Source organism: Isachenkonia alkalipeptolytica (assembly GCF_009910325.1).
Taxonomy (GTDB): domain Bacteria; phylum Bacillota; class Clostridia; order Peptostreptococcales; family T1SED10-28; genus Isachenkonia; species Isachenkonia alkalipeptolytica.
Map to the genome: position 1 here is coordinate 94945 of NZ_SUMG01000005.1, position 22523 is coordinate 117467.

A 22523-nucleotide genomic window follows, 5' to 3' on the forward strand; every position below is an offset into this window, starting at 1 on the left:
AAAAACACCAGCGGTCCCGAAGCGGGACCGCTGGTGTTTACAGTTTTTTTAAAAAGAAATATTATGTGTGCGCTTTTCAATTTAAGCTTTCCCTATTACCACCGGTATAGATCCGTTATTCCTCTTTATTAATGAATTTTCCATAGATTCCCTTCGCCTCTTTATAGGTTTTCGAATCTATCGCCTTTTCTCCATAACGAACCTGCAAATAGATACTACGAAAACGGGCGAGTTCATTTTCGGAATAAAAAGCTTTCCCCTTCCGGTGATAATCCTGGGTGGTATCCGAGGGCAGTAAAACCGCACCTTGTGCTTCCAACTTTTCTAAAAATTCTCCGTAGTAAATCCTGATACGATCTTCCTTGGTCTTTGGTTTTAAACGACTTTTTATCGCATTCCATAAATCTCCTTTTTTATTTGGCAAAATCATCTCTTTATTCTCACTATAGGTCTCGTTGATTCTTCGGGTCATAGCTTTTCGCGTATAAACCTTATATAGAATAAAAAATACTGCTGCAAATAATATAATTGCGATTAATATGCGAAACACGGGACTTTCTGCCACGGGGGTTGCCCTTACATTTTCGTGGATTTCCTGCATGTCTCCCGCAACATCCTGCCCCCCCTCCTCCGTAAAACCTTGGGGCTCTTGCATAATGGCAGCAATAATGTAATTGATAAAAGTGCCAATGTAATAAATCGGCCAATAAAGTACCCATAGAACTACATCGATCAATAGATTGTATCCCATCCACAATAGGCTTCGTGTTTGTTGAAAGAATTTCATAAAGAAGTCCGTACTCAAAATGATACTAAGAACCACGACGATGCCCACAGAACGTAGGTTGATTCTTTTCAGCTGCTCATGATCGCCGCTATGCTCTAAGTACCGCAGGCTTCGAAGCATCAATACTCCGGATAGGATGTATATCAATAAATAGCCCGCCGCAACATTGTTGAAGAGTCGGACCCCGCCCATCAGCAGTATAAAAAACCAAAGCACCCCGGCAATAGCGATCCCTACGCCAAATTCATGTTCTATTCGATCATAATGGGGGTCTTCCATGTTCTTATAAAAAAGAAGGAGTATAAAAAGTCCCACCACCGCTAAATATCCTATTTGATATAGAGGGATTTCCATAAGCAAAGGCAAAAGCACCCAGGGTAGTAACCATCCCCCGAAAAAACGGGTTTTCCCTTTGCAAAACAACATCCCACCGCTCATCAATAGGGACCAGAGAAAAAGTCCGCCGTAATGGTGCCCATCATGAAATAACCGAAGCAATACATTTCCTACCATAAACAGTAATGACAACACATTGATTAAATGTAGCAACGTTAAGGTTTTGATTTTTTCCATAGCCATACTCCTTAATCTTCCATTGAAACCCGGTAGGTTTCAATTTTCGTTGATATTTCACTTAAATGATCTTCGTTTAGGGTAATCAGTACCACTTTCCCTGCAACTTTTCGCAGTTCTTCCAAACCCGATAAGTCTTCCTCTATAATACCGGGGGTCACCAACACATAAGTCCGGCTCTGGTCCTGACTTTCCCTCAGTTTCCTTAAAAGATCTCCAAAGGAACTTCTGGAGTAATACTCCGCCCGCCCTAAGGATTCCAGGAGACCTCTGAGATGCCCCGGTCCGTACCCGATATCCGTTAGGGTTTTCCCAAAATATTGATGAATGGTTCCTACATTAGAGGCCAATCCATAGGGAATTCCTGTCCCCTCGAAGTCTTCCAGTATACTTCGGCTAAGGGAAAAACACTTTTCGATTTTATCCGGGTCTTTCTTCCCCCAGGAGTACTTGCTCATGGCGGTATTCAGTACCAGCACCGCCGAGTGGTCCGTCGTATAATCAAAGTTTTTCACCAACAGCTCTCCGGTTTTAAGACTGGATGCCCAGTGGATATGCTTTTCCGGCTCATTTCCCGTATATTCTCGGAGTCCCCGGTTTATAATAGGATCTTCAATGATCCAACGGTTTACGGAAATGTCTCCGTAGTAATTCCCATAGGGCTCCAACTCTTGGTTAAGTTCCACGGCCTTAGGCAGTACCACCACTTCCTGGCTCTGTTGATCAAAAATTCGATTTACCGTTTGAAGTCCAATGAAATCTCCCGAAATGAGGATGGCCTCCTGAAGAAAATGTCTTCCCCGTTTATGGGCCACCAGCTGATAACTTCGGGTAATCCGTTGATAGGGCAACAGGCTCAGGGTCATGGTATGGACTTTTGCTAATCCGATATCCTGAACATTGTTTTTATGAACAAAGTCGAAATGCTTCGGATACTTTTCCTTCACCTGCAAAAAAGACAGGGGCAGCCACTTTCGATTTTCCACAATGCTGTGGATATAGAAGGGCTCATCAATTTCCAGGATGCTATCTCGGATTTCCCTGCGATAATCCATTTTTTCCAGACTGTATTCTTTGGTGTATTGATTGAACAGTAAACCAATAATTATTAAAATGATCAATAGCTGAATCATGTCCTTCCCCCTAACCTACTTTGCTTTCCGTGGGAGTATCAATGTCCATTAATATTTTCTCAATGCCGTCATAAAGATGGCGATTCTTAAAAGAACCTTTATATCCGATTCGATGGTTTAATATATACTTGGCCATGGTTTTTACATCCTCCGGGATCATAAAATCCCTTCCCTGTATAGCCGCATAGGCCTGAGCTCCTTTGTAAAGAGCAATGGTCCCCCGGGGACTGACGCCGTAAAGCAGTCTTTGGTCCTCCCGGGTTTTTTCGATAATATCCATCAGATAACTTCGAACATCCTGGGATACCGATACTTCTTTATAGGCCTCCCGCAACGCTTCAATTTCACCGCTTACCACTTTTTCTTCCAGCACTTTTAAGGGATCGGCTTCCAGATTCTTATCCACAATCGCCAATTCATCCTCCCGGGATGGATACCCCATGGAAATACGCATAAAAAAACGGTCCAGCTGGGCTTCCGGCAAGGGAAAGGTGCCATGGGTTTCAATAGGATTTTGTGTCGCCAGGACCATATAAGGATTTTCCAATTGTCTGGTAGCGCCGTCAACGGTAATTTGGTGCTCTTCCATAGCTTCCAGCAAACTGGACTGGGTTCTTGGCGTCGCCCGATTAATTTCGTCAGCCAGGATTACATTGGCAAACATCGGTCCCGGTCGAAACTCAAACTCCATGGTCTTTTGATTGTAAAAATGAATCCCCGTTAAATCCGAAGGTAATAAATCCGGGGTAAATTGAATTCGTTTAAATTTCGATCCGATGGTTTTGGCAAAAGATCGAACCAACTTGGTCTTCCCTAATCCCGGTGCGTCTTCCAGAAGTACATGTCCGTCACATATAAAGGCCACCGTTAACAATTCTATGACTTCTTCTTTTCCTATAATCACTTTGGATACATTTTCCACCATTTTCTCTCGAAATTCTTTAATAATTTCCACACTCATAAGCCCGGTCCCTAGGGACCCACCCCCTTTGTTTTAGTAAAAATTTCTGTTTTCTTATAAAACTATACCACTGTCTATAAAATTTTTTTAATATGCTTATTTTTCATTTTATAATAAATTTTCAAATAATACAATGTTCTGCTAAAAAAACCTTGCCGTCCAAACTTTATTAGGGGTTTGGTTGGCAAGGTCACTATTTTTTTACTTATATTTTTACTAATTTTCAACCCTTACTCTTTTTTTTCTTTGAAGCCAGGGCATGGATCGAAACCCCCTTAAGGCCCAGTACCGCCTCGGCAAAACCTTCACTCATCGTGGGGTGGGCATGTACGGTTCCTGTGATGTCATCGATTCTCATACCCTTGCTTACGGCAAGTACACCTTCGTGTATTAAATCCGATGCATTCAGACCCATAATGTGAACCCCTACAATGGTATCGCCATTGGCGATGACTTTAATGAACCCTTGGGTATCTCCCATGGCTAAGGCTTTCCCGTTTCCTCCGAACATAAACTTCGAAGTAACGTAGTCCATTTTTTTCGCTTTGGCTTCTTCTTCGCTAAGCCCCACGGTTGCCACTTCCGGAGAAGTAAATATAGCGCTTGGAATAGTGGATCCGTTGTGGGTTATTCGCTTGTTCATCGACGCCTCTGCCGCAATGATTCCATGGTGAGAGGCTTCATGGGCAAGCATGATGCCCCCGGTCACATCTCCAATGGCATAGATGCCTTCCACATTGGTCTCATAATTTTCGTTAACTTCAATGCCCCTCGGGGAGTGATGAACTCCCAGGTCTTCTAAATTCATTCCTTCAAGGTTCGGTCTTCGCCCGACGGCGACCAACACCTTCTCACAATCCACCTTCAGCTCTTTTCCCTTTCTTTCACCGATCACTTCGATGCTGCCGTCTTCCTGAGGGTTCAGCTCCTTTACTAAAGCATTATTATGAATTTTCATTCCCTGCTTTTTCACATGGGCCTGTAGTCGTTTGGAAAGGTCGCTATCCAAACGGTGAAGAATCCGTTCGTTGTGCTCCACCACGTGGACCTCGGTGCCCATGGCATGGAAGATGTTCGCAAACTCCATACCGATTACTCCTCCCCCGATAATTACAAGGGATTTGGGGATGTTGTCAAAGTTGATGATTTCATCGCTGGTCATAATACCGGGATGATCAACCCGAAGATTTTCCGGTATGAAAGGGGTGGCTCCCGTTGCAATGATGATGTTTTTCGTCTCAACGTCTATCGTCTCTCCATCATTTTTTTGAACCTTTACCCTATTTCGATCCTTAATGGTTGCCTCGCCATAGACGGTCTCGATGTCATAGGAGTTAAGAATTCTCCGGACTCCGTCCACAAGCTTAAAGACCACTTCCTCTTTTCTTTTATGGATTTGAGGGATGTCAATGGTAAAGCCCCCCTCCAGGTTTACTCCAAATTCTTTCATGGTACCGATGGAGTGTACCATCTCCGCATTTTTGAACAACGCTTTGGTAGGAATACAACCTTTGTTCAGGCAAGTGCCTCCCAAGTTTTCTTTTTCGATTACTGTCACGTCGGCCCCAAGCTGTGCAGCACGTATGGCTGCTACGTATCCTCCGGGACCTCCTCCAATTACAATTACGTCTTTCATTGAAACTGACACCGCCTTATTATATTATTCTTCCGGTTCCCACCGAACGATAGGATTTCTTGCGGCTCCCACCTCATCCAGCTTTCGTACCGGGGTAGTATGGGGAGCGGTTTTCACAAGCTCCGGATCATTTTTAGATTCTTCCACAATCGCTTTCATCGCCTCGATGAAATCATCAAGCATTTCCTTCGACTCGGTTTCCGTCGGCTCCACCATCAATGCTTCATGCACAATGAGGGGGAAGTATACTGTTGGCGGATGATGGCCGTAGTCCAACAGTCGTTTCGCAATATTTACCGTGGGCATTTCTGCAATATCCGTATTGATACCGGCGAGTACAAACTCGTGCTTGCAGGGTCGATCCACCGCCAGTTTATAGTGATCCTTTAAAGAGTACATTACGTAGTTGGCATTCAGTACCGCCACTTCGCTGGCCCGCTTCAGTCCATTGTAGCCCATACTTAAAATATAGACGTAAGCTCTTAGATAGATTCCGAAGTTTCCGTAGTAATTTGAAATTTTACCAATGGATTTTGGCCCATCATAGCTTAACTTATAGCCTGCTTCCTTCTTCTCTACAAAAGGTACCGGTAAATAAGGAATCAATCGTTCTTTCACTCCTACCGGTCCGCTTCCGGGTCCGCCGCCGCCATGGGGGGTTGTAAAGGTTTTGTGTAGATTCAGATGCACAATGTCAAAGCCCATGTCTCCGGGACGGGTGATGCCCATAATGGCATTGGTATTGGCTCCATCATAATAAAGGAGTCCGCCGGCCTCATGAACCATTTTTGCAATTTCTTGAATCTGCTTTTCAAACAGACCTAAGGTGTTGGGGTTTGTGAGCATAAGTCCTGCCACATCATCGCCCATCGCCTCTTGTAATGCGTCCAGATCCACTTCACCGTTTTCCTTTGATTCGATGGTTACTACTTCCAGGCCTGCCATAGCCACACTGGCGGGATTTGTACCATGGGAAGAATCGGGAACGATAATTTTCTTTCGGTTATGATCTCCCTTATCTGCATGGTAGGCTTTCATCAACATCAGCCCAAGCATTTCACCATGGGATCCCGCAATGGGTTGCAGGGTCATTTTATCCATGCCCGTAATTTCGCATAGCATTTGATCCAGATTATCCATCATTTCCAGATTCCCTTGGACTAGAGAATCATCCTGCATGGGATGGGTTTCCGTAAAGCTTGGGAGCCTTGCCATATCCTCATTGATTTTCGGATTATACTTCATGGTGCAGGATCCCAGGGGATAAAAACCGGTATCCAAACCATAGTTCCGGTTAGACAGGTTGGTATAATGCCGCATTAAATCCACCTGACTTACCTGAGGAAGCTCTGGAGCTTCTTCCCGCAGGGCGTCCTTCGGTAAAAAGCTTTCTAAGGATTCTTCCGGAACATCAACTTTTGGGATTTCAAAAGCTCTACGATCGGGGTTCGAAAGTTCAAAAATTAGCGTTTCATATGTTTTCATTGTAATCCCTCCAATACCTGAACAAATTGATCCATTTCTTCTTTTGTCCGTTTTTCCGTTACTGCCACTAAAAGAGCGTTTTTAAATTGATCTCCGCATATTCGAAGCTCAATGCCTCCAAGAATTCCCTCTTTTAGCAGGGCTTCTTTCACCTTTGCAGCAGGAATATCCCCGGTGATACCGAATTCCATAAAGAAAGGCTTATCATATACAGGCTTGAAGTTGGTCTTCTCTATGATTTGATTGTATAAATAGTGGGCCTTTTGGGCACTCTGGGTTGCCACCTCGGCAATGCCTTTTTTTCCCAGGGCTACCATATAAACGCTGGCCGCTAAAGCATTTAAGGCTTGATTGGTACAAATGTTGGAAGTGGCCTTTTCCCTTCGAATATGCTGCTCTCTTGTCTGAAGGGTCAACACAAAGCCCCGTTTTCCATCTTTGTCCACGGTTTCTCCTGCAATTCGCCCAGGCATTTTCCGTATCAGTTTCTTCGTTGCCGCCATAAATCCAAAGTAGGGTCCCCCGAAATTCAAACCGTTACCCAAGGACTGGCCATCCCCTACGGCGATATCTGCACCGTAATCTCCGGGAGATTTCAGTACTCCTAAGGTAATGGGATCCACACTCATAATAAGCAGGGCTTTATTTTTATGGGTAAGCTCTACAATCTCTTCAATTTCATCCTCTACCAATCCGAAGAAGTTGGGGTTTTGCACCAGGACTCCCGCTGTATTTTTGCTGATTTTTTCTTCTAAAGCGGCCTTGGAGAAGGTGCCTTCCTTTGTGGGAATTACTACAAGCTCCAGGTCTTTAAATCTCAGGTAGGTTCTCAAGACCCTCAGGGTATTGGGATGGATATTATCCGGTACAATGATCTCTTTGTTCCGGGTTTTATCCACAGCCATAAACGCAGCTTCCGCCACAGCACTGGCCCCATCATACAAGGATGCATTGGAAACTTCCATGCCGGTTAAATTGGCAATTAATGTTTGGTATTCATAGATGACCTGCAGGGTTCCCTGACTGATTTCCGGCTGGTAAGGGGTGTAGGCGGTGTAAAACTCGGACCTGGAAATCACATGATTGACCACGGAGGGGATGTGTCGGTCATAAACCCCGCCTCCAAGGAAATTCACCAGCTCTTTTCCCCGGTTCTTTCCTCCAAGGGCTTCCATATGAACTTTGATTTCCCCCTCAGTCATAGCAGGCTTCAGATTTAAATCCCGGTTCAATCGAAGTTCCCCGGGAATGTCTTCAAAAAATTCTTCAATGGAATTAAATCCGATGGCCTTTAACATGTCTTTTTCATCTTGCGGGGTGTTGGCTATATAAGGAAACATGTTTACTCCTCCTCTAAGAAATCTTTATACTGATCTTCTGATAATAGGTCTTCCAACTCTTCTTTATTACTGACTTCCACTTTGATCATCCAGTTTCCCATAGCATCTTCGTTCACAAGCTCCGGTGCGTCTTCCAGTTCCTCGTTTATTTCCACTATTTTTCCACTGATGGGCATATACAGGTCTGAGGCCGCTTTAACCGATTCCACAACCCCGAATTCATCTCCCTGTTCAATTTCCTCATCCACTTCAGGAAGCTCAACAAATACGATGTCTCCTAACTGTTCCTGGGCATAATCACTGATTCCGATAGTTGCCTGTTCCCCATCTACCTTGACCCATTCATGTCTTTTCGTAAAAAATAATTCACTCATTTAAATTCCTCCCTTTGATTTTATTGATTTTTTCGGTTCTTTTTGAACCTCACTGTACTGTATTTTTATCCAAATCTTTGAAATTCAATCCTTATTTTAAAAATCTCTTCGAAATAATTTGGGCATCAATCTCCCGCTTCCGTACTTTAATTTGAATCGTCTTTCCCATTTTCCCATGCTCAACGTCCACTAAGGCAAGGCCGATGCTTTTCCCTAAGGTGGGAGAAAGATAACCGGTGGTCACTACCCCGATTTTTTGCCCCTCTTTATACACTTCATAACCTTCCCTTGGAATGCCTTTTTTCATCAGTTCAAAACCTACGATTTTTCGCTGGACCCCTTCTTTCTTATGCTTTTGAAGGGCTTCTTTTCCGATGAAATCATCCTCGGTGAACTTTACAAAAAAACCGAACCCGGCTTCCAGGGGGGTAATGTCCTTGGACAGTTCATTTCCGTAAAGAGGCAATCCCGCTTCAAACCGAAGAGTGTCCCGGGCTCCCAGGGCCGCCGGCTGAATGCCTTCCTCTTTTCCCACACGCAAAATGTCCCGCCATATCTCCCGGGCATCCTCGGGCTTCATGTATACCTCAAAACCATCCTCTCCGGTATAGCCGGTTCGTGAGACTAAGCAATCTTTCCCGCTGATTTTCACGCCCTCTTTAAAAGTGAAAAAAGTGATCTCTTTTAAGGGGGTATCCGTGAGCTTTTGTAGTATTTCTTCGGCTTTCGGCCCTTGTATGGCCACTTCCGCCACTTCATCGGATTCATTTTGGACCTCTACTTTAAAATCCTTCTTTTGATCCCGGATCCATTGAAAATCCTTATCTACATTGGATGCGTTTATTACGAGATAATAATGTTTCCGATCATATTTATACACTAATAAATCATCAACCACCCCTCCATGGGGATAACACATGAAGGTGTATACAATCTGTCCGTCGTCCATCGTTGTAATATCGTTCGTCATTAAGTACTGTACAAAGGCCTCGGCTTGATCACCTTTGATCCGCAGTTCTCCCATATGGGATACATCAAATAAACCCGCCCGTTCTCTTACGGCTTGATGTTCCTGTAAAATTCCTTCGTATTCTATGGGAAGTGCCCAGCCATGAAAATCCACTACTTTGCCCTCTAGGTTTAGATGTTCTTCATAAAGGGGGGTCTTTTTTACATTCTCCATGTTTATTACACTCCTCTCGGTAAATACTTTATAGACAGACGCAACTTCTCTTTCTATAATTGTGATTATAGTACAATAGACAGAATAATTCAACTGTTAAATAAATAACTATTAAAGATTGGTTATTCTTTTGTAGGCCTTATTATTATTTCCATTTTTTTAAAGCACAATTTGTGAAACATTTACAAACTCCCTTCCTGCAAAAAAATCCCCTTATTCCATTTAAAAAACCACCCCAAAGTTCTTCAGGGTGGTTTTTATGATCTCGCTAATTTTTTATAAAAGGGGAATTCCATGGGTGTGGCAAGTTTCAATCATCTCTTTTGGCCATATCCCTGCCTGAACTTCTCCAATATGGGCTTTTTGAAGAAAAAACATACAGATCCGGGACTGTCCGATGCCCCCCCCAATCGTCAGAGGAAGGGTATTATCCAGTACCATACGATGGTACTCCAAATCCTTTTTATAGGTCTCCTCTTTTTCTTCCAGCTGCTTCAGCAAGGATTGACCGTCTACTCGGATTCCCATGGAAGTGAGCTCTAAGGCTCCTTGTAATGGTTCAAACCAAAACAGAATATCTCCGTTTAAAGACCAATCATCATAATCTGCGGCCCGGCCGTCATGTTTTTCTCCGCTTTGTAGTTTCTTTCCGATTTCCATCAAAAATACGGCGCCCTTTTCTTTGGTAATGGCATCTTCCCGCTCTTTCGGGCTTAGTTTCGGGAAACGGTCTTCCAGCTCCTGGGCGGTGATAAAAGTGATTTCATCCGGCAGGGTGGGTCTTAGTTCAGGATAGGTCCCTGTCACAAGTTTTTCCGTATCTTTAAACACCCGGTACAGCTTTTCCACCATTTCCCGAAGGGTTTCCTTGGACCGTTCCTCCTTTGTTACAATTCGTTCCCAATCCCACTGATCCACATACACCGAGTGGGTGTTATCAAGGACTTCGTCTCTTCGAATGGCATTCATGTCGGTATAGATTCCCTCTCCGGGATGAAAACCATACCGGTACAAGGCCATTCGTTTCCACTTCGCCAGGGAGTGGACAATTTCCACCGGGGCATGACCTAAGTCCTTTACATCAAAGGCCACCGGCCGCTCGATACCGTTTAAGTTATCATTGAGTCCTGTTTCCGGGCTTACAAATAGGGGGGCGGAAACTCTTGTTAAGTTTAGAGCCATTGCTAATCGTCGTTCAAAATGATCCTTGACTTTTTTTATCGCTACAGCGGTTTCTCGAATATCCAAAGGGGTTTTATATCCCTCCGGCAGTATCAGTTTTTTTTCTCCATTCATTGTACTCGCTCCTTTTATTGTTGATTTTTCTTCCTACTTTCAATGATTAGTTTCCACTTTTTCCATCCCGGTCTTCCTTACCCTACTGCCATGGATGAAATTTCTATATAAAAAAACCTCCCCTCCCTTAAATAAAATTTAAAGGACGAAAGGTCTGATTTTCGCGGTACCACCTTTATTGGCTTTAAAAAAGCCCACTCATGATCTCTACGGATAACTATATCGATAGAGCTCCCCGTATAACGGTGGGGATCCGACTAAGCCTACTCTGAAACCTCCATTTTGGTTAGTGACTCCGAGATGTTTTTCAATATCCTTTTCATGCCGGCTCTCACCCACCCGGCTCTCTGTAAATCCAATGAATATATACTCTTCTCATCATCGTCTTTAGATTTATTGTTACAGTTTATAAATTATTAGTATTATAATCCTTCCTTCAATCCCTGTCAAGCATAAAAATAGATTTTTATGTATAATTTTTCTCACCATTACTACCCATTCATCTGCTTTTCCAGAACCTCCCGAAAATCCTCTAAATCCATGGGCCGGTACATATAGTAACCCTGACCCACATCGCATCCGTACTTCCTAAGGATCTCCCATTGTTCTTTCATTTCAATCCCCTCCGCCACGGTTTCAATCCCAAGACTCTTTGCCATATCGATCACGGATTTCACAATGGCTTGCTCACTATCACTGGCCACAATATCATCGATAAAACTTTTATCAATTTTCAGTTTATCGATGGGCAGATTTTTCAAGTAACTGAGGGAGGAATAACCGGTGCCAAAGTCGTCTAAAGCGACTTTTACTCCCATGGACCGTATATTGTTCATAATCGTCACCGCATAATCCAGATTGTTCATGATTACGCTTTCCGTGATCTCCACCTCCAAGAGGGGCTTTTCCAAATCCGATTCCTTCAATACACTATGAATGCTGTCCAGCAATCCACTATGTAAAATTTGGGGCACAGCTAAATTTACGGAAACCGGCACCGGGAGGATCCCTTGATTCATCAGGGTTTTAGTAAAGTCACAAACCTCCTTGAATACTCTTTCACCGATGGGCACAATGATTCCGGTATCCTCGGCAACGGAAATGAATTCTGCCGGGGAAATCCGCCCCTTTGTTTTATGGTTCCAACGCAGCAAGGCCTCGCCTCCGATAATTCGACCGGTTGTCACTTGTACTAAGGGCTGGATCTGTATGATAAACTCCTTGTCCTCCAGGGCCTTTCTAAGATCACTTTCAAGGATGATGTCTTCCCGGATTTTTTCGTTCACTTCCCGGGTGTAAAAGCGTATTCGATCCCGCCCCCCTTTTTTTGCTTCATACATGGCGGCATCCGCATTTTGCAAGAGGGTATCCTTATCCCCCCCGTGCTCAGGGTAAACCGCAATACCGATACTGCCCGTAATTAAAAATTGATAGCCCTTTACGGTGCTTTTTTCCTTTAGGATATCCAGAATACGACTCCCCGTTGCATGAATGCTCCTTTGATCGGGATCCCCGGTTTTCACCACCACAAATTCATCCCCACCAAACCGTGTCAGGATTTCTCCCTTCTTCAGTTTGCTCTGCAGTCTTTTGGCAATGTCCATCAAAAACTGATCTCCCATTTCATGGGTCAAAATATCATTCACCTTTTTAAAGTTGTCCAAATCAATTAAGAAAACCGCTACTTTTTCTTCTTTTCTGCCGGTTTTAAGCTGACCTTCCAGGTACTCTCCAAGCCAGAATCGGTTCGGCACCTTTGTTGTGCTGTCGTAATATGCCATGGTTTCAATACGTTTTTCCTGAATTTTTTTCTCGGTTATATTGGTATGGGAACCACACACCCTCAGGGGACGCCCCTCCCCGTCCCAAATTCCTTTTCCCTTACTCAATATCCATAGGTAATTTCCTTTATGATTGCGTATGCGGTACTCGGATTCATAACTGTGGGCTTCTCCACGTAAATACTCATCCATACGGCGTTTTACCCGGTCATGATCTTCCGGGTGGATCAAGTTCAGCCAGTCTCGCTGTCGTCGAACCCCTTCCGTGTCCCTGTAGCCCAGTAATTCTTCCGGTTTTGTGAAAAGAAACTGATCGGTTTTAACATTCCAATCCCAAAGCCCGTCCTTGGATCCTTCTAAGGCCAGTTGATAGCGTTCCTTCAGCACTCGAAGATTCTTTTGATTTTCCTCCAGGGTTTTATATTTTTCTTCCAGATCCTCTTCGGTGGAGATCAACTCCTCATGAAGGGTTTCCAGTTCCTCGTAATTTTTCACCAGCCGGGCATAAAGGTTTTTCATCCCCCTCTGATTCCCCTTAATTAACCCGTATAACAAAACAGCGGTCACCCCTACGTAAAACCAGCCCTTTAGCGTATGTACTCTTGCGATCTGTTCTCGGTTTCTTAAAATTCCTTCCACTGCCTGGTCGGAAAAAGCAATCCAAAGAAAACCGATAAGCAAATAAAGCCCGGCCACCTTCAGGGGAAAGTAGCGGTTTGTTTTCCTCAAGACTTCACTGCCCTGAAAAAACTCCTCCTTGGTATCTTGAAATCGCTGTTGCTTGTCCACGCTTTCACTTCCTTACTTTCAGGCATTCCTGCCTTTATTTAACCTCTACTTGATTCCCGGACTCCACAGTGACTCTATGGGAAAGATTCGGGTATTATCTTAGCATCCTTGCATAAACCCATTCCCTTAGTACATATCCAATGTTCCGGGATAAAAACAGGGTATTTTAGAAAACTTCTTTTGTTTTATTCCTTCCTGCTTCCTAGGGCAAAAATATGCAAAAAAAGAAAAAAACCCTGTACAGGGTTTTTCGGCTTATTTCTTCCATTCCTTTAGATAGGCTTTTAAATCTTTTATGGTTCCGGAAAATACGAAAACTTTCATGGCACACCCTCCTTTATAGATCCTCGGCGAATCCAAACGTTTGTTCTTCATGTTTCCATTATATACGAACGCTCGTTCTTTGTAAAGGGTTTTTTCTATTTATTTTTTTTCATCCACTAAATGGTGTTTATTTGCATATACCGCGGCCTTTGTTCGATCCTCCAGCTCCAACTTGGACAGAATATTGCTTACATGGGTTTTCACGGTTTTAATCCCGATAAACAGGGTTTCGGAAATTTCTTTGTTGGTTTTGCCTCTGCCCAGTTCCAACAGAACTTCAAACTCTCTTTCCGTTAAAATTTCGTGTTTTTCCGCTTTTTTCCGGCTGCTGTTGAGCATTACCTGGCTAACTTTCCCCTCCAGAACCGACTCCCCTTCATGGGCTTTTTTTATGGCCCGGACAATATCCTCCGCCTTTGTGGTTTTCAGTAGATAACTGAAAGCTCCTGCCTCCAGGGCGGGCATAACTTTTTCCTCTTCAATAAAACTGGTCAGGACAATAATTTTAACTTCCCAGCCTCTTTCCTCAAAGGCTTCCATGATGGCTTTGGTTGCCTCAATACCATTCATCCCCTCCATCACCAGGTCCATCAGGATAACTTCAGGCTTTCGTTCAATGGCCATTTCCACCCCTTCTTTACCGCTTCCCGCTTCCCCTACGATTTCAATGGCTTCATCGGTGGATATGTATGCCCCAAGGCCCATCCGTACCATCTCATGGTCGTCCACAAGCATTACTTTGATTTTTTTTTCCAAATTAAACCCTCCTATCATTATTTTTTAACCGGTGACCGATTTACGGTTTTCTTAAATGTACTTTGCAGCCCGATGGGCACCCGTACCTCAACTCTTGTTCCTTTCTCCGGGAAGGAAATCACATCAAAGCGGCCCCCCAGTTCTTCAATGCGCTCCCGCATGGTGGCCATTCCATAAGATGATTTTTTATCGTCGGAATCTTTGATGCCTACGCCGTTATCCTCAATAATCAAGGTGAGCACTTTTTCCTTTTGAAACAGCTTCAACGAAAACTTTGTAGCCTTGGAGTGACGAAGAATATTGGAGATGGCCTCCTGGCTAACCCGAAAAATATTGTTTTCCAATCCCGGAGCCAGCCCCTCAATATTGTGGAGCTCCTGATAAATTTCGATATTTTCATGTTTCCCATCCAATTCGTCAAGAAGCTTTTCAATCCCTTCTTTTAAACAGTCTTCCTCCAAACTCACCGGACGAAGGTGCATAATTAGTGCCCGCAGTTCCTGCTGAGCCATGGAGACCATTTTCTCGATCATTTTAAAATATTTTTTAGCCTCTTCGGGACGCTTGTCCATTAATTTCGGAATGGCGGCCACGGTGGTATTTATGGCAAAGAGCTGCTGACTGATGGCATCGTGAAGCTCTCTGGCAATTTTCCTGCGCTCCTCGGAGGAGGCGGCTTCCTCTGCCCCTGCCAACAGTTCATTATTTTCATTGATCAAGCGCTGCAAAGATTCTACCTGTTTTTCCGTTCGCTGGGCCATGCGATTAAACTGGTTGCTGATCTCTTCCAGCTCAATGTAGCCTCGAATCCTGAGGCGGTAATCCAGTTTTCCCCGGGAAAGTTTTTCATTAGCATCCCGAATAACATGAAGCAATGTCCGAAGGGTTCTTCCCACTGGCAGTCCGATAACGATGGTGGCCCCAAGGGCGGCAAAAAAACCGATGATTGCCATAATAAATAATAAGCGGTAGTACTCCCGGGATAAAAAGGTAATGCCCAGATTCTCTTCCAAGTAGTTGTTGCTCATCCCCTCCGTAAGCAGCAGGCTAAGAATCAGCATCCCCAGTATGGAAAATATGACGGTGATCAGTCCGCTGATCCAAAACTTCTTTACAATGTCAAATTGTACGCTTTTACCTTCTGTGGTACGTACAAAAACATTTTTTAAGAATTTCATCTTATCCCACCTTTTTTACGGAAACCTCTCCGATATTTACCGATGCGTTGATTCGAACCTTTTTTAATGCCTCATCATAGTCTTCACTTCGATAACACAGCAAATTAGAGGATACCCCGGAGCGCCGGTTTTTATGATGTCTTGAAAACTCCTGTTCTTCGCCGAAAATCTCCACGCTTCCAATATTCACATCCGCGGATACATCGATGGCCAGGTCCTCGGGAACAACGATTTGTACGCTCCCCACCCAACCGGAGAGGTTTATATAGGTTACCCCTTCTTCCAAAAGAGCTGTTGTAAGGTCCATATAGACCTCTCCCACCCCTAAACTGTAGCTGCTGTTTTCCAGTGCCCAGGGCTGGTCTCCCAGACGGATTTCTCCTACGAAATGAAAACGGTCTTTATCGAATTTATACCCATAATTCTTCCGATCCTTCTTATTTTTTTGTTGAAATTTTTCTTTTTTTGCCTGCTGTTTCTGTTTGATCCGCTCTTTTATTTCATCCTTGGAATACCCGGCCTTCTCATCTCCCGGATGATCCTCTTCCCTTTCCTCTTCAAAGGCCCCTGCAAAGCCTTCCGGCTGCTCTTTAGCCGTCTTATGGCATTTTCCCCCCGCTTCCTTTCCATCAAAGCGAATCTCCATACTATTGGACTTAAAGAACACAATGCTTAGCCCCGCATAGATAATCACTATGGAAAACAGGATGCTCCATAATCCTATGCTTTCCGTGGTAACATAATTAACCCGATTCTCCAAGAGCACCCCGCCGATAATGATAAATCCCAGAGACCAATAAATTCGATTGAATTTATGCTTTCCTGTGGTTTTTAAAAAGAAGCCTTCCACCAACCGATAGCCTGCCCAGAGAATAATAACTGCCGGCCAGTAATTTGATAGCACTTCACGAAGGCCCAGGGGAATCACCCCGATATTCGTCAGCAGATATAAAACCCCCAGGGTGATTAACAGGATTCCGATAAAAGGTCTGCCTATATTTGTCTTCATGATCACCACTCCTTTCTTTCCTTTGTTTGTACATTCAGTATACGGTATATTCTTTTTTCCTCCAAGAACCTTGAGGCGGTTTTTTTCTCCGCCTTAAGACGGAGGGAAGGGAAAAACCTTGAAAAACGCTTCAAAAATTGGACATACGGGGGTTTTTTTGTTATGATGGCTAAGAATATAAATATAAAGGAGCGTTTACTTTTATGACTACAGAAAACAAAGTATTAGCCGTGGTGGAAGGACGGGAAATCACCCAACAGGATGTGGATGCCTTATTAGGGTCTTTAGATCCCCAACGAGCCATGCAGTTTCAATCGGAAGAAGGCAAAAAAACCCTAGTGGAGGAACTGGTAAACCAAGAGCTGTTTTTCTTAAAAGCCAAGGAAAATAACCTGGAAAAAGACGAGGAATTCCAACAGGAGCTGGAAAAAATCAAGGATAACTTCCTAAAGCAGTACGCCATCAACAAAACCATCAAAGATGCGGAAGTAAAGCCGGAAGAGGCGGAAGTATTCTACGAAAGCAACAAAGACCAATTCCAAGAGCCGGAAAAAGTGGCCTGCAAGCACATTCTTATGGATGATGAAGAAGCCCTAGCCCAGGTGAAAAGCGACATCGACGCCGGCAACATCAGCTTTGAAGATGCGGCTAAGGAAAACTCCAAGTGCCCCTCTAAAGAACAGGGCGGCGACCTCGGTGCTTTCCCTAAAGGAAAAATGGTGCCGGAATTTGAAGAAGCGGCTTTTAACATGGAGGAAGGAACCATCAGTGCTCCGGTTAAAACCCAGTTTGGTGTTCACTTAATTAAAGTGGAGGAAAAGACCGAAGCCTCGGTAAAATCCTTCGAAGAAGTAAAGGGACAGTTAATGCAAAACCTCTTAATGCAAAAACAACAAGCTCTTTATACCGAGAAAGTTAACGAATACAAAGAGCAGTTCAACGTAGAGATGAACCTGTAATTTACGGCTTCATCCTGTCACTTAAAAAACCCTCCGCCTGGAGGGTTTTTTTATACCTGTTATTTTTTATACCTGTTATTTTTTATACCTGTTATTCTTTATACCTGTTATTCTTTATACCTGTTATTCTTTATACCTGCTATTTTCAAAATATCATGGTGTTGTTACGCCTGCCCTCTTCCCCCTACAACGTCTTCATCCATGCCATCCCCGTTTTCTTTTTCTTTTTTTCCGGTGCATTTTGATCCGGAAACTTCTTTTTGGATTTGATTTTCAAAATAAATGCTCCGGGAAGGAAAGGCCACGGATACCCCCTCTTTTTCCAGAATGTCCATGGTTTTAAAGTTGATATCCTCTTGAATTCTTAAAAATTCCCCCCACTGGGTGGTTAGGGCAAAGCAGTAGATAAAAATATCCAGACTACTGTTATTAAATTCATTAAAGCGTACCACAATAAATTCATTATCGATTTCCTCATGGTTAATAAGCAGTTCCTCGATCAACCGGGTACACCCTTCCAATTTTCCCCGGGGAGTGGAGTACATTACCCCGAGCGTAAACATGATTCGTCTTTTTCCCATTCGGCTCCAATTGGTGATCGGCTCTTTTACGATGGTGGCATTGGGCACATGTACCAGGGCCTGGGCAAAGGTTCGAACCCGGGTGCTTCGAAAAGTAATTTCCTCCACCACCCCTTCCACCGAGGGGGTCTCAATCCAATCCTCCAAGGTGAAGGGTTTGTCCAGGGTAATCACCATACCGCCGAAAAGGTTGGCTAAGGTATCCTGAGCTGCCAGAGCAAAGGCTAAGCCCCCGATCCCGAGACCCGCCACAAAACTGTTTACATTATACCCCCATTCCTGGACCACAATGCTTATGGTTAAGGCAATAATAATGACCCGGATTCCCTTGGCGATAAACTGGATTAGAATATCATTCACTTCCACGGAAAAACGTTTGGCGAGATTTTCCAGTATCCCGGAGGTTTTATTGAATAAATTCATAAATCCCCGGGCAATGGCGATAATAAAAATCGAGCGGAAAATCCTGAGTATTACAACATTTATATTCTCCGGAAGATTCAATAGTCTCAGTGCGATGTATATCCCTAAAAAGCCCAGGAGAAATCGAAAAGGACCTTCAAAGGATTTTACCATTTTACGATCAAAGTCCGTCTTAGTCTTCGCAGTTAGCCCCAGCATAATTTTCATCGTATATACGCTGATGGGTTTTCGAAGGCCACTGACAATAAGAAAGATCCCCAGGGCATAGATCCAGTGGGAATATTCCTGAACTACGCTGAGATCAAAACTGATTTCTCCGATTTCGAATGACATAGGCTCCCCCCCTTTAAGAAATAGAAATATCCAAAATATTCATGGTGTCTTCGCTTCCCATCACTTTAATTCGGTACTGGATTTTTAGAAATATTTCCGGCACATCCTCTTTGACGGAAACCGATATCCGGTGGGTGGTAATATTCATCTCCACAAGACCGTAGGGCGTTTCGTAGCCTGTAGAGTAGGTCTTCCCTTTTTCAAAAATCATATCCGCCTTGGCACTGCCGAAACGACGGATATTGACCCGGTCCTCACCATCAATTTTCAAGGTGGTGGTAGAACCCTCCATGCCTGACAGTTCCGTTTCTTCATAAATTACATAATACTTTCCGTTTTTCTTAAAAAAAGTACCTTCGGTGACCAGTTCTATAACGTTCTCCTCACCCTGAGCATCTTTTTGTGTACCGATGATCTTTACTTGTACCTGCTGTTTCATTTCATCTTTCCTTTCTATGCTTTATCCTTCATTTTTATGAAAGCGGCGAAATCCCAGTTCGATCAACTCTTCGATCAGGGCTTCATAGGCAATCCCCGTGGCTTCCCACATTTTAGGGTACATACTGATCTTGGTAAAACCGGGCATGGTATTGATTTCATTAAAATAGATCGCTCCCGTGGTTTTTTCCACAAAAAAATCAATACGGGCCAGGCCCGTGCAGCCCATGGCCTTAAAAATCCTTTTTCCCTGGTCTTGAATTTTCTCCCGCTGTTCCTTGGTGAGCTTTGCGGGAATCACAAACTGACTTTTTCCGTCAAAATATTTGTCCCGGTAATCATAAAACTCATTATGGGGGATGATTTCCGAGGGGAGGGAGGCTTTCGGACTGTAATTCCCCAGTATGCCGCATTCAATTTCCCGGGCATCGATGAATTCTTCCACCAAAACCTTCCGGTCAAAACTCAGAGCTAAATCGATGCCCTCCAACAGCTCCTGAGCATTATGAGCTTTGGTGATTCCCACACTGGAACCCAGATTTGCGGGTTTGATAAACACGGGATAGGAAAAGCGCTTTTCAATAAGCTGTTTCTGCCTTTCTCTTTCCTTCTCATTTTTCTGATACTCCTCTTTTAAAACCAGGTGATACTCCGCCTGAAGAATCCCCAGGGTGCTTACGATGTTTTTGGTCATCGCCTTATCCATCGCTACGGAAGAGGCCAGTACCCCCGCCCCCACATAGGGCACATTTAACATCTCACACATCCCTTGAATGGTGCCGTCTTCCCCCAAGGGGCCGTGAAGCACGGGAAATACCAGGTCAATGGCTTCTTTACGGTGTTGATTCCATAACACCAGCTGCCCCTTGGGATCTTTTTGGGTATTGGTGCGAAGGGAAAGATCCTGCTCCTCTTCTTTTTCCAGATAATCCCGCAGTTCCTGCCAGCTTTTCTCCCTTAGGGTATTTAGGGGTTCATCAAAAAACTTCCAGGTTCCCTGTTTGGATATTCCCACGGGAACGATTCCATATTTTTTTTCATCGACGGCCTTCAGTACTGATAAGGCCGACATCAGGGAGACCTCATGCTCTCCCGACTGTCCTCCTAAAACTACCAAAATGTTTTTTTTCAACGATTTTTCCTTCCTTTCCATGTACAGTATTTCCTTTTATCTTCCGGAAACAATCTTCTGTACGGAATTACTATTTGTTATAGGTATTGACCACATAGGTTTGATGATGATACTTCCTCAGGTTCCTGGCCGCTTTTTTTGCCCGGTCCTGGTCTTTAAAAATACCGAACACCGTAGGCCCGCTACCGGTCATCATAGCTCCAATGGCATTGTACTGCATCATCTTTTTTTTGATATCCTCAATCACTCCGTGTTTTTTCGCGGTTACGCTTTCCAACGCATTATACATAGTTTTACTGAGGGTTCTCAGATCCCTTTTTTCAATGGCGCTTAAAAACCCCGGGGGTAAAGGTCTTCTCTCAAGGGCTTCCAGATCCAACGCTTTATATACCTCGGGAGTGGATATGGAGATGCCGGGCTTACACAGTACCAGCCAAGTGTTTTTGAGGCCTTCAATAGGGGTCAGCCGCTCTCCGATCCCCTCCGCCACGGCGGCCCCTTCCATCAAGACGAAGGGGACATCCGCCCCTAAGCGAAGGCCCAGCTCCCGAAGTTTTTCATCCCTTAGCTTAAGTTCCCACAGTTCATTCAAGCCCTTTAAAACCCCTGCCGCATTGGCACTGCCCCCGGCGAGTCCGGCGGCTACAGGGATATTTTTTGTAATGGAAATTTCCACCCCTTGATCAATTTGAAATTCTTCCTTCATCAACTTCGCCGCCTGTACGGCGATATTCCCTTCATCCGTGGGTATGTAGGGGGAGTTAGTATATAAGGTGATTTCATCCCTTTCTTTTTTCTGTAGACTTACTTCATCGTAAAGACCGATGCTTTGCATAACCATTTGGAGGTCGTGGTATCCGTCTTCCCGCTTTTTAATAACCTCCAGATATAGATTAATTTTCCCATAGGTTTTGATCCTTATTTTCTCCATCTTCCAAAGCCTCCATCGTTTCATGAGTTTGATGTTTATTATATCTTAAAACCGGAAACTTGTAAAAAAAAATCTAAAAAAACTCCCTTCTGTAGAAGCAGAAGAGAGTTTCTTTATCTGAAAATCATCCTGGTTTTGGAATTTTTCTAGTTTACAATGGTGGTTCCGGTTTTTCCTTCAATGGCATCCTTCGCTTTTTCCAAGGAGGTAATCAAAGTTTTTCGTCCCGGTTTCGACTCCACGAACTTCAGTGCCGCCTTTACCTTCGGCAGCATGGAACCTGGAGCAAAATGTCCTTCCTCCATGTATTTTTTCGCTTCCCCAATGGTGATCTCCGACAACTCTTTCTCCTCGGGAGTTCCAAAGTTGATGGCCACTTTCTCCACCGCCGTTAGGATAATTAACATATCCGCATCAAGAATTTCCGCGACTTTTTCCGATGCAAAATCCTTATCAATTACCGCGGGCACTCCTTCTAAAACCCCGTTGCCCCGGTCGAGCACCGGCACACCGCCGCCGCCAACGGTAATTACCACATGTCCGTTATCCACAAGGGTTCGAACCATAGGGGCTTCCACCACGTCCACGGGCTCAGGAGAGGCCACCACCCTTCGGTATCCTCTTCCCGAGTCCTCTTTCATAACAAAGCCCATTTCCTTTTCCAGGTTTTTGGCCTCTTCTTCATTGAAGAAAGAGCCTACGGGCTTTGTGGGATTCTGAAAGCCGGGGTCCTTTTCGTCCACGACTACTTGAGTTACCACGGTGCCCACTTCTTTTTTCAACTCTCTTTGAACCATTTCTTCCCGAATGGCCTGCTGCAAGTGATAACCGATGTATCCTTGAGACATGGCCCCGCACTCGGGAAAAGGCATGATGGGCAAATCTTTATTGGCAGCGGTGGCGGTTTCATAGGTCGCCACAATCTGTCCTACCTGAGGACCGTTTCCGTGAGCGATAATTACCTCATGGCCGTCCTGAATCAAATCCACAATGGGTTTCGCCGTATCCTTTGCGGTTTGGATTTGGGCCTTTGCGGTGGTATCCTTCGGGTCTGCCTGCAGGGCGTTCCCTCCTAGTGCAATAACAATTCTGCTGTTTTTGTTAACCATATATGATCGCTG

19 protein-coding genes and 1 other annotated feature are annotated in these 22523 nt (G+C 44.2%); of the genes, 1 reads left to right on the forward strand and 18 read right to left on the reverse strand.

Annotation, left to right across the window (positions count from 1 at the left end; genetic code table 11):
* Positions 1 to 115: 115 nt before the first annotated feature.
* The 13 genes from ISALK_RS05925 to liaF form a co-directional block, all read right to left on the reverse strand.
* A complete protein-coding gene (locus ISALK_RS05925) occupies positions 116 to 1360 on the reverse strand; it encodes a DUF4129 domain-containing protein (protein WP_160720123.1) in 1245 nt (414 codons plus the stop codon).
* 11 nt (positions 1361 to 1371) lie between these two features.
* The gene (locus ISALK_RS05930) at positions 1372 to 2493 is read right to left on the reverse strand and encodes a DUF58 domain-containing protein (protein WP_160720125.1); all 1122 of its coding nucleotides are present in this window, start codon (positions 2491 to 2493) and stop codon (positions 1372 to 1374) included.
* A 10-nt stretch (positions 2494 to 2503) separates the two neighbouring features.
* Positions 2504 to 3454 (reverse strand): AAA family ATPase, encoded by a 951-nt coding sequence (locus tag ISALK_RS05935; RefSeq protein WP_160720127.1) that lies wholly within the window; start codon positions 3452 to 3454, stop codon positions 2504 to 2506.
* Between the two features lie 223 nt (positions 3455 to 3677).
* A complete protein-coding gene (lpdA, locus tag ISALK_RS05940) occupies positions 3678 to 5090 on the reverse strand; it encodes a dihydrolipoyl dehydrogenase (protein WP_160720129.1) in 1413 nt (470 codons plus the stop codon).
* Positions 5091 to 5114: 24 nt separating this feature from the next.
* Complete coding sequence (gcvPB, locus tag ISALK_RS05945; RefSeq protein WP_160720131.1) at positions 5115 to 6575, reverse strand: aminomethyl-transferring glycine dehydrogenase subunit GcvPB; 1461 nt, start codon at positions 6573 to 6575, stop codon at positions 5115 to 5117.
* Positions 6572 to 7915: an aminomethyl-transferring glycine dehydrogenase subunit GcvPA gene (gene gcvPA / locus ISALK_RS05950; RefSeq protein WP_160720133.1), complete on the reverse strand. Its 1344-nt coding sequence runs from the start codon at positions 7913 to 7915 to the stop codon at positions 6572 to 6574. The genes gcvPB and gcvPA overlap by 4 nt, the downstream gene beginning before the upstream one ends.
* Before the next feature lie 2 nt (positions 7916 to 7917).
* Positions 7918 to 8289, reverse strand: a complete 372-nt coding sequence (gene gcvH / locus ISALK_RS05955) for a glycine cleavage system protein GcvH (RefSeq protein WP_160720135.1) — start codon at positions 8287 to 8289, stop codon at positions 7918 to 7920.
* A 91-nt stretch (positions 8290 to 8380) separates the two neighbouring features.
* Positions 8381 to 9472 (reverse strand): glycine cleavage system aminomethyltransferase GcvT, encoded by a 1092-nt coding sequence (gcvT, locus tag ISALK_RS05960; RefSeq protein ID WP_160720137.1) that lies wholly within the window; start codon positions 9470 to 9472, stop codon positions 8381 to 8383.
* 276 nt (positions 9473 to 9748) lie between these two features.
* The gene (gene asnA / locus ISALK_RS05965; protein ID WP_160720139.1) at positions 9749 to 10768 is read right to left on the reverse strand and encodes an aspartate--ammonia ligase; all 1020 of its coding nucleotides are present in this window, start codon (positions 10766 to 10768) and stop codon (positions 9749 to 9751) included.
* Between the two features lie 138 nt (positions 10769 to 10906).
* Positions 10907 to 11159 (reverse strand) — a binding site (T-box leader).
* 100 nt (positions 11160 to 11259) lie between these two features.
* The gene (locus tag ISALK_RS05970; protein WP_160720141.1) at positions 11260 to 13338 is read right to left on the reverse strand and encodes a putative bifunctional diguanylate cyclase/phosphodiesterase; all 2079 of its coding nucleotides are present in this window, start codon (positions 13336 to 13338) and stop codon (positions 11260 to 11262) included.
* 423 nt (positions 13339 to 13761) lie between these two features.
* Complete coding sequence (locus ISALK_RS05975) at positions 13762 to 14418, reverse strand: response regulator (RefSeq protein ID WP_306770702.1); 657 nt, start codon at positions 14416 to 14418, stop codon at positions 13762 to 13764.
* A 17-nt stretch (positions 14419 to 14435) separates the two neighbouring features.
* Positions 14436 to 15596: a sensor histidine kinase gene (locus tag ISALK_RS05980; RefSeq protein ID WP_160720145.1), complete on the reverse strand. Its 1161-nt coding sequence runs from the start codon at positions 15594 to 15596 to the stop codon at positions 14436 to 14438.
* A gap of 1 nt (position 15597) precedes the next feature.
* On the reverse strand, positions 15598 to 16605 hold the full coding sequence (gene liaF / locus ISALK_RS05985; protein ID WP_160720147.1) for a cell wall-active antibiotics response protein LiaF: 1008 nt from the start codon (positions 16603 to 16605) through the stop codon (positions 15598 to 15600).
* A 203-nt stretch (positions 16606 to 16808) separates the two neighbouring features.
* Here liaF and ISALK_RS05990 point away from each other — a divergent pair, with 203 nt between their 5' ends.
* Positions 16809 to 17564, forward strand: coding sequence for a peptidylprolyl isomerase (locus tag ISALK_RS05990; protein ID WP_160720149.1), 756 nt, complete (start codon positions 16809 to 16811; stop codon positions 17562 to 17564).
* A 164-nt stretch (positions 17565 to 17728) separates the two neighbouring features.
* Here the strand turns inward: ISALK_RS05990 and ISALK_RS05995 are convergent, their stop codons facing one another.
* The 5 genes from ISALK_RS05995 to arcC all read right to left on the reverse strand — a co-directional run bounded on the left by ISALK_RS05995 (position 17729) and on the right by arcC (position 22511).
* A complete protein-coding gene (locus ISALK_RS05995; protein ID WP_160720151.1) occupies positions 17729 to 18901 on the reverse strand; it encodes a mechanosensitive ion channel family protein in 1173 nt (390 codons plus the stop codon).
* A gap of 13 nt (positions 18902 to 18914) precedes the next feature.
* Positions 18915 to 19340: a YwiB family protein gene (locus ISALK_RS06000; protein ID WP_160720153.1), complete on the reverse strand. Its 426-nt coding sequence runs from the start codon at positions 19338 to 19340 to the stop codon at positions 18915 to 18917.
* Between the two features lie 21 nt (positions 19341 to 19361).
* On the reverse strand, positions 19362 to 20471 hold the full coding sequence (locus ISALK_RS06005; protein ID WP_160720155.1) for a D-alanine--D-alanine ligase family protein: 1110 nt from the start codon (positions 20469 to 20471) through the stop codon (positions 19362 to 19364).
* Positions 20472 to 20541: 70 nt separating this feature from the next.
* Positions 20542 to 21402, reverse strand: a complete 861-nt coding sequence (ispE, locus tag ISALK_RS06010; protein WP_160720157.1) for a 4-(cytidine 5'-diphospho)-2-C-methyl-D-erythritol kinase — start codon at positions 21400 to 21402, stop codon at positions 20542 to 20544.
* 146 nt (positions 21403 to 21548) lie between these two features.
* Entirely contained in the window at positions 21549 to 22511 is a 963-nt protein-coding gene (gene arcC / locus ISALK_RS06015; RefSeq protein WP_160720159.1) for a carbamate kinase, read from the reverse strand.
* Positions 22512 to 22523: the final 12 nt, after the last annotated feature.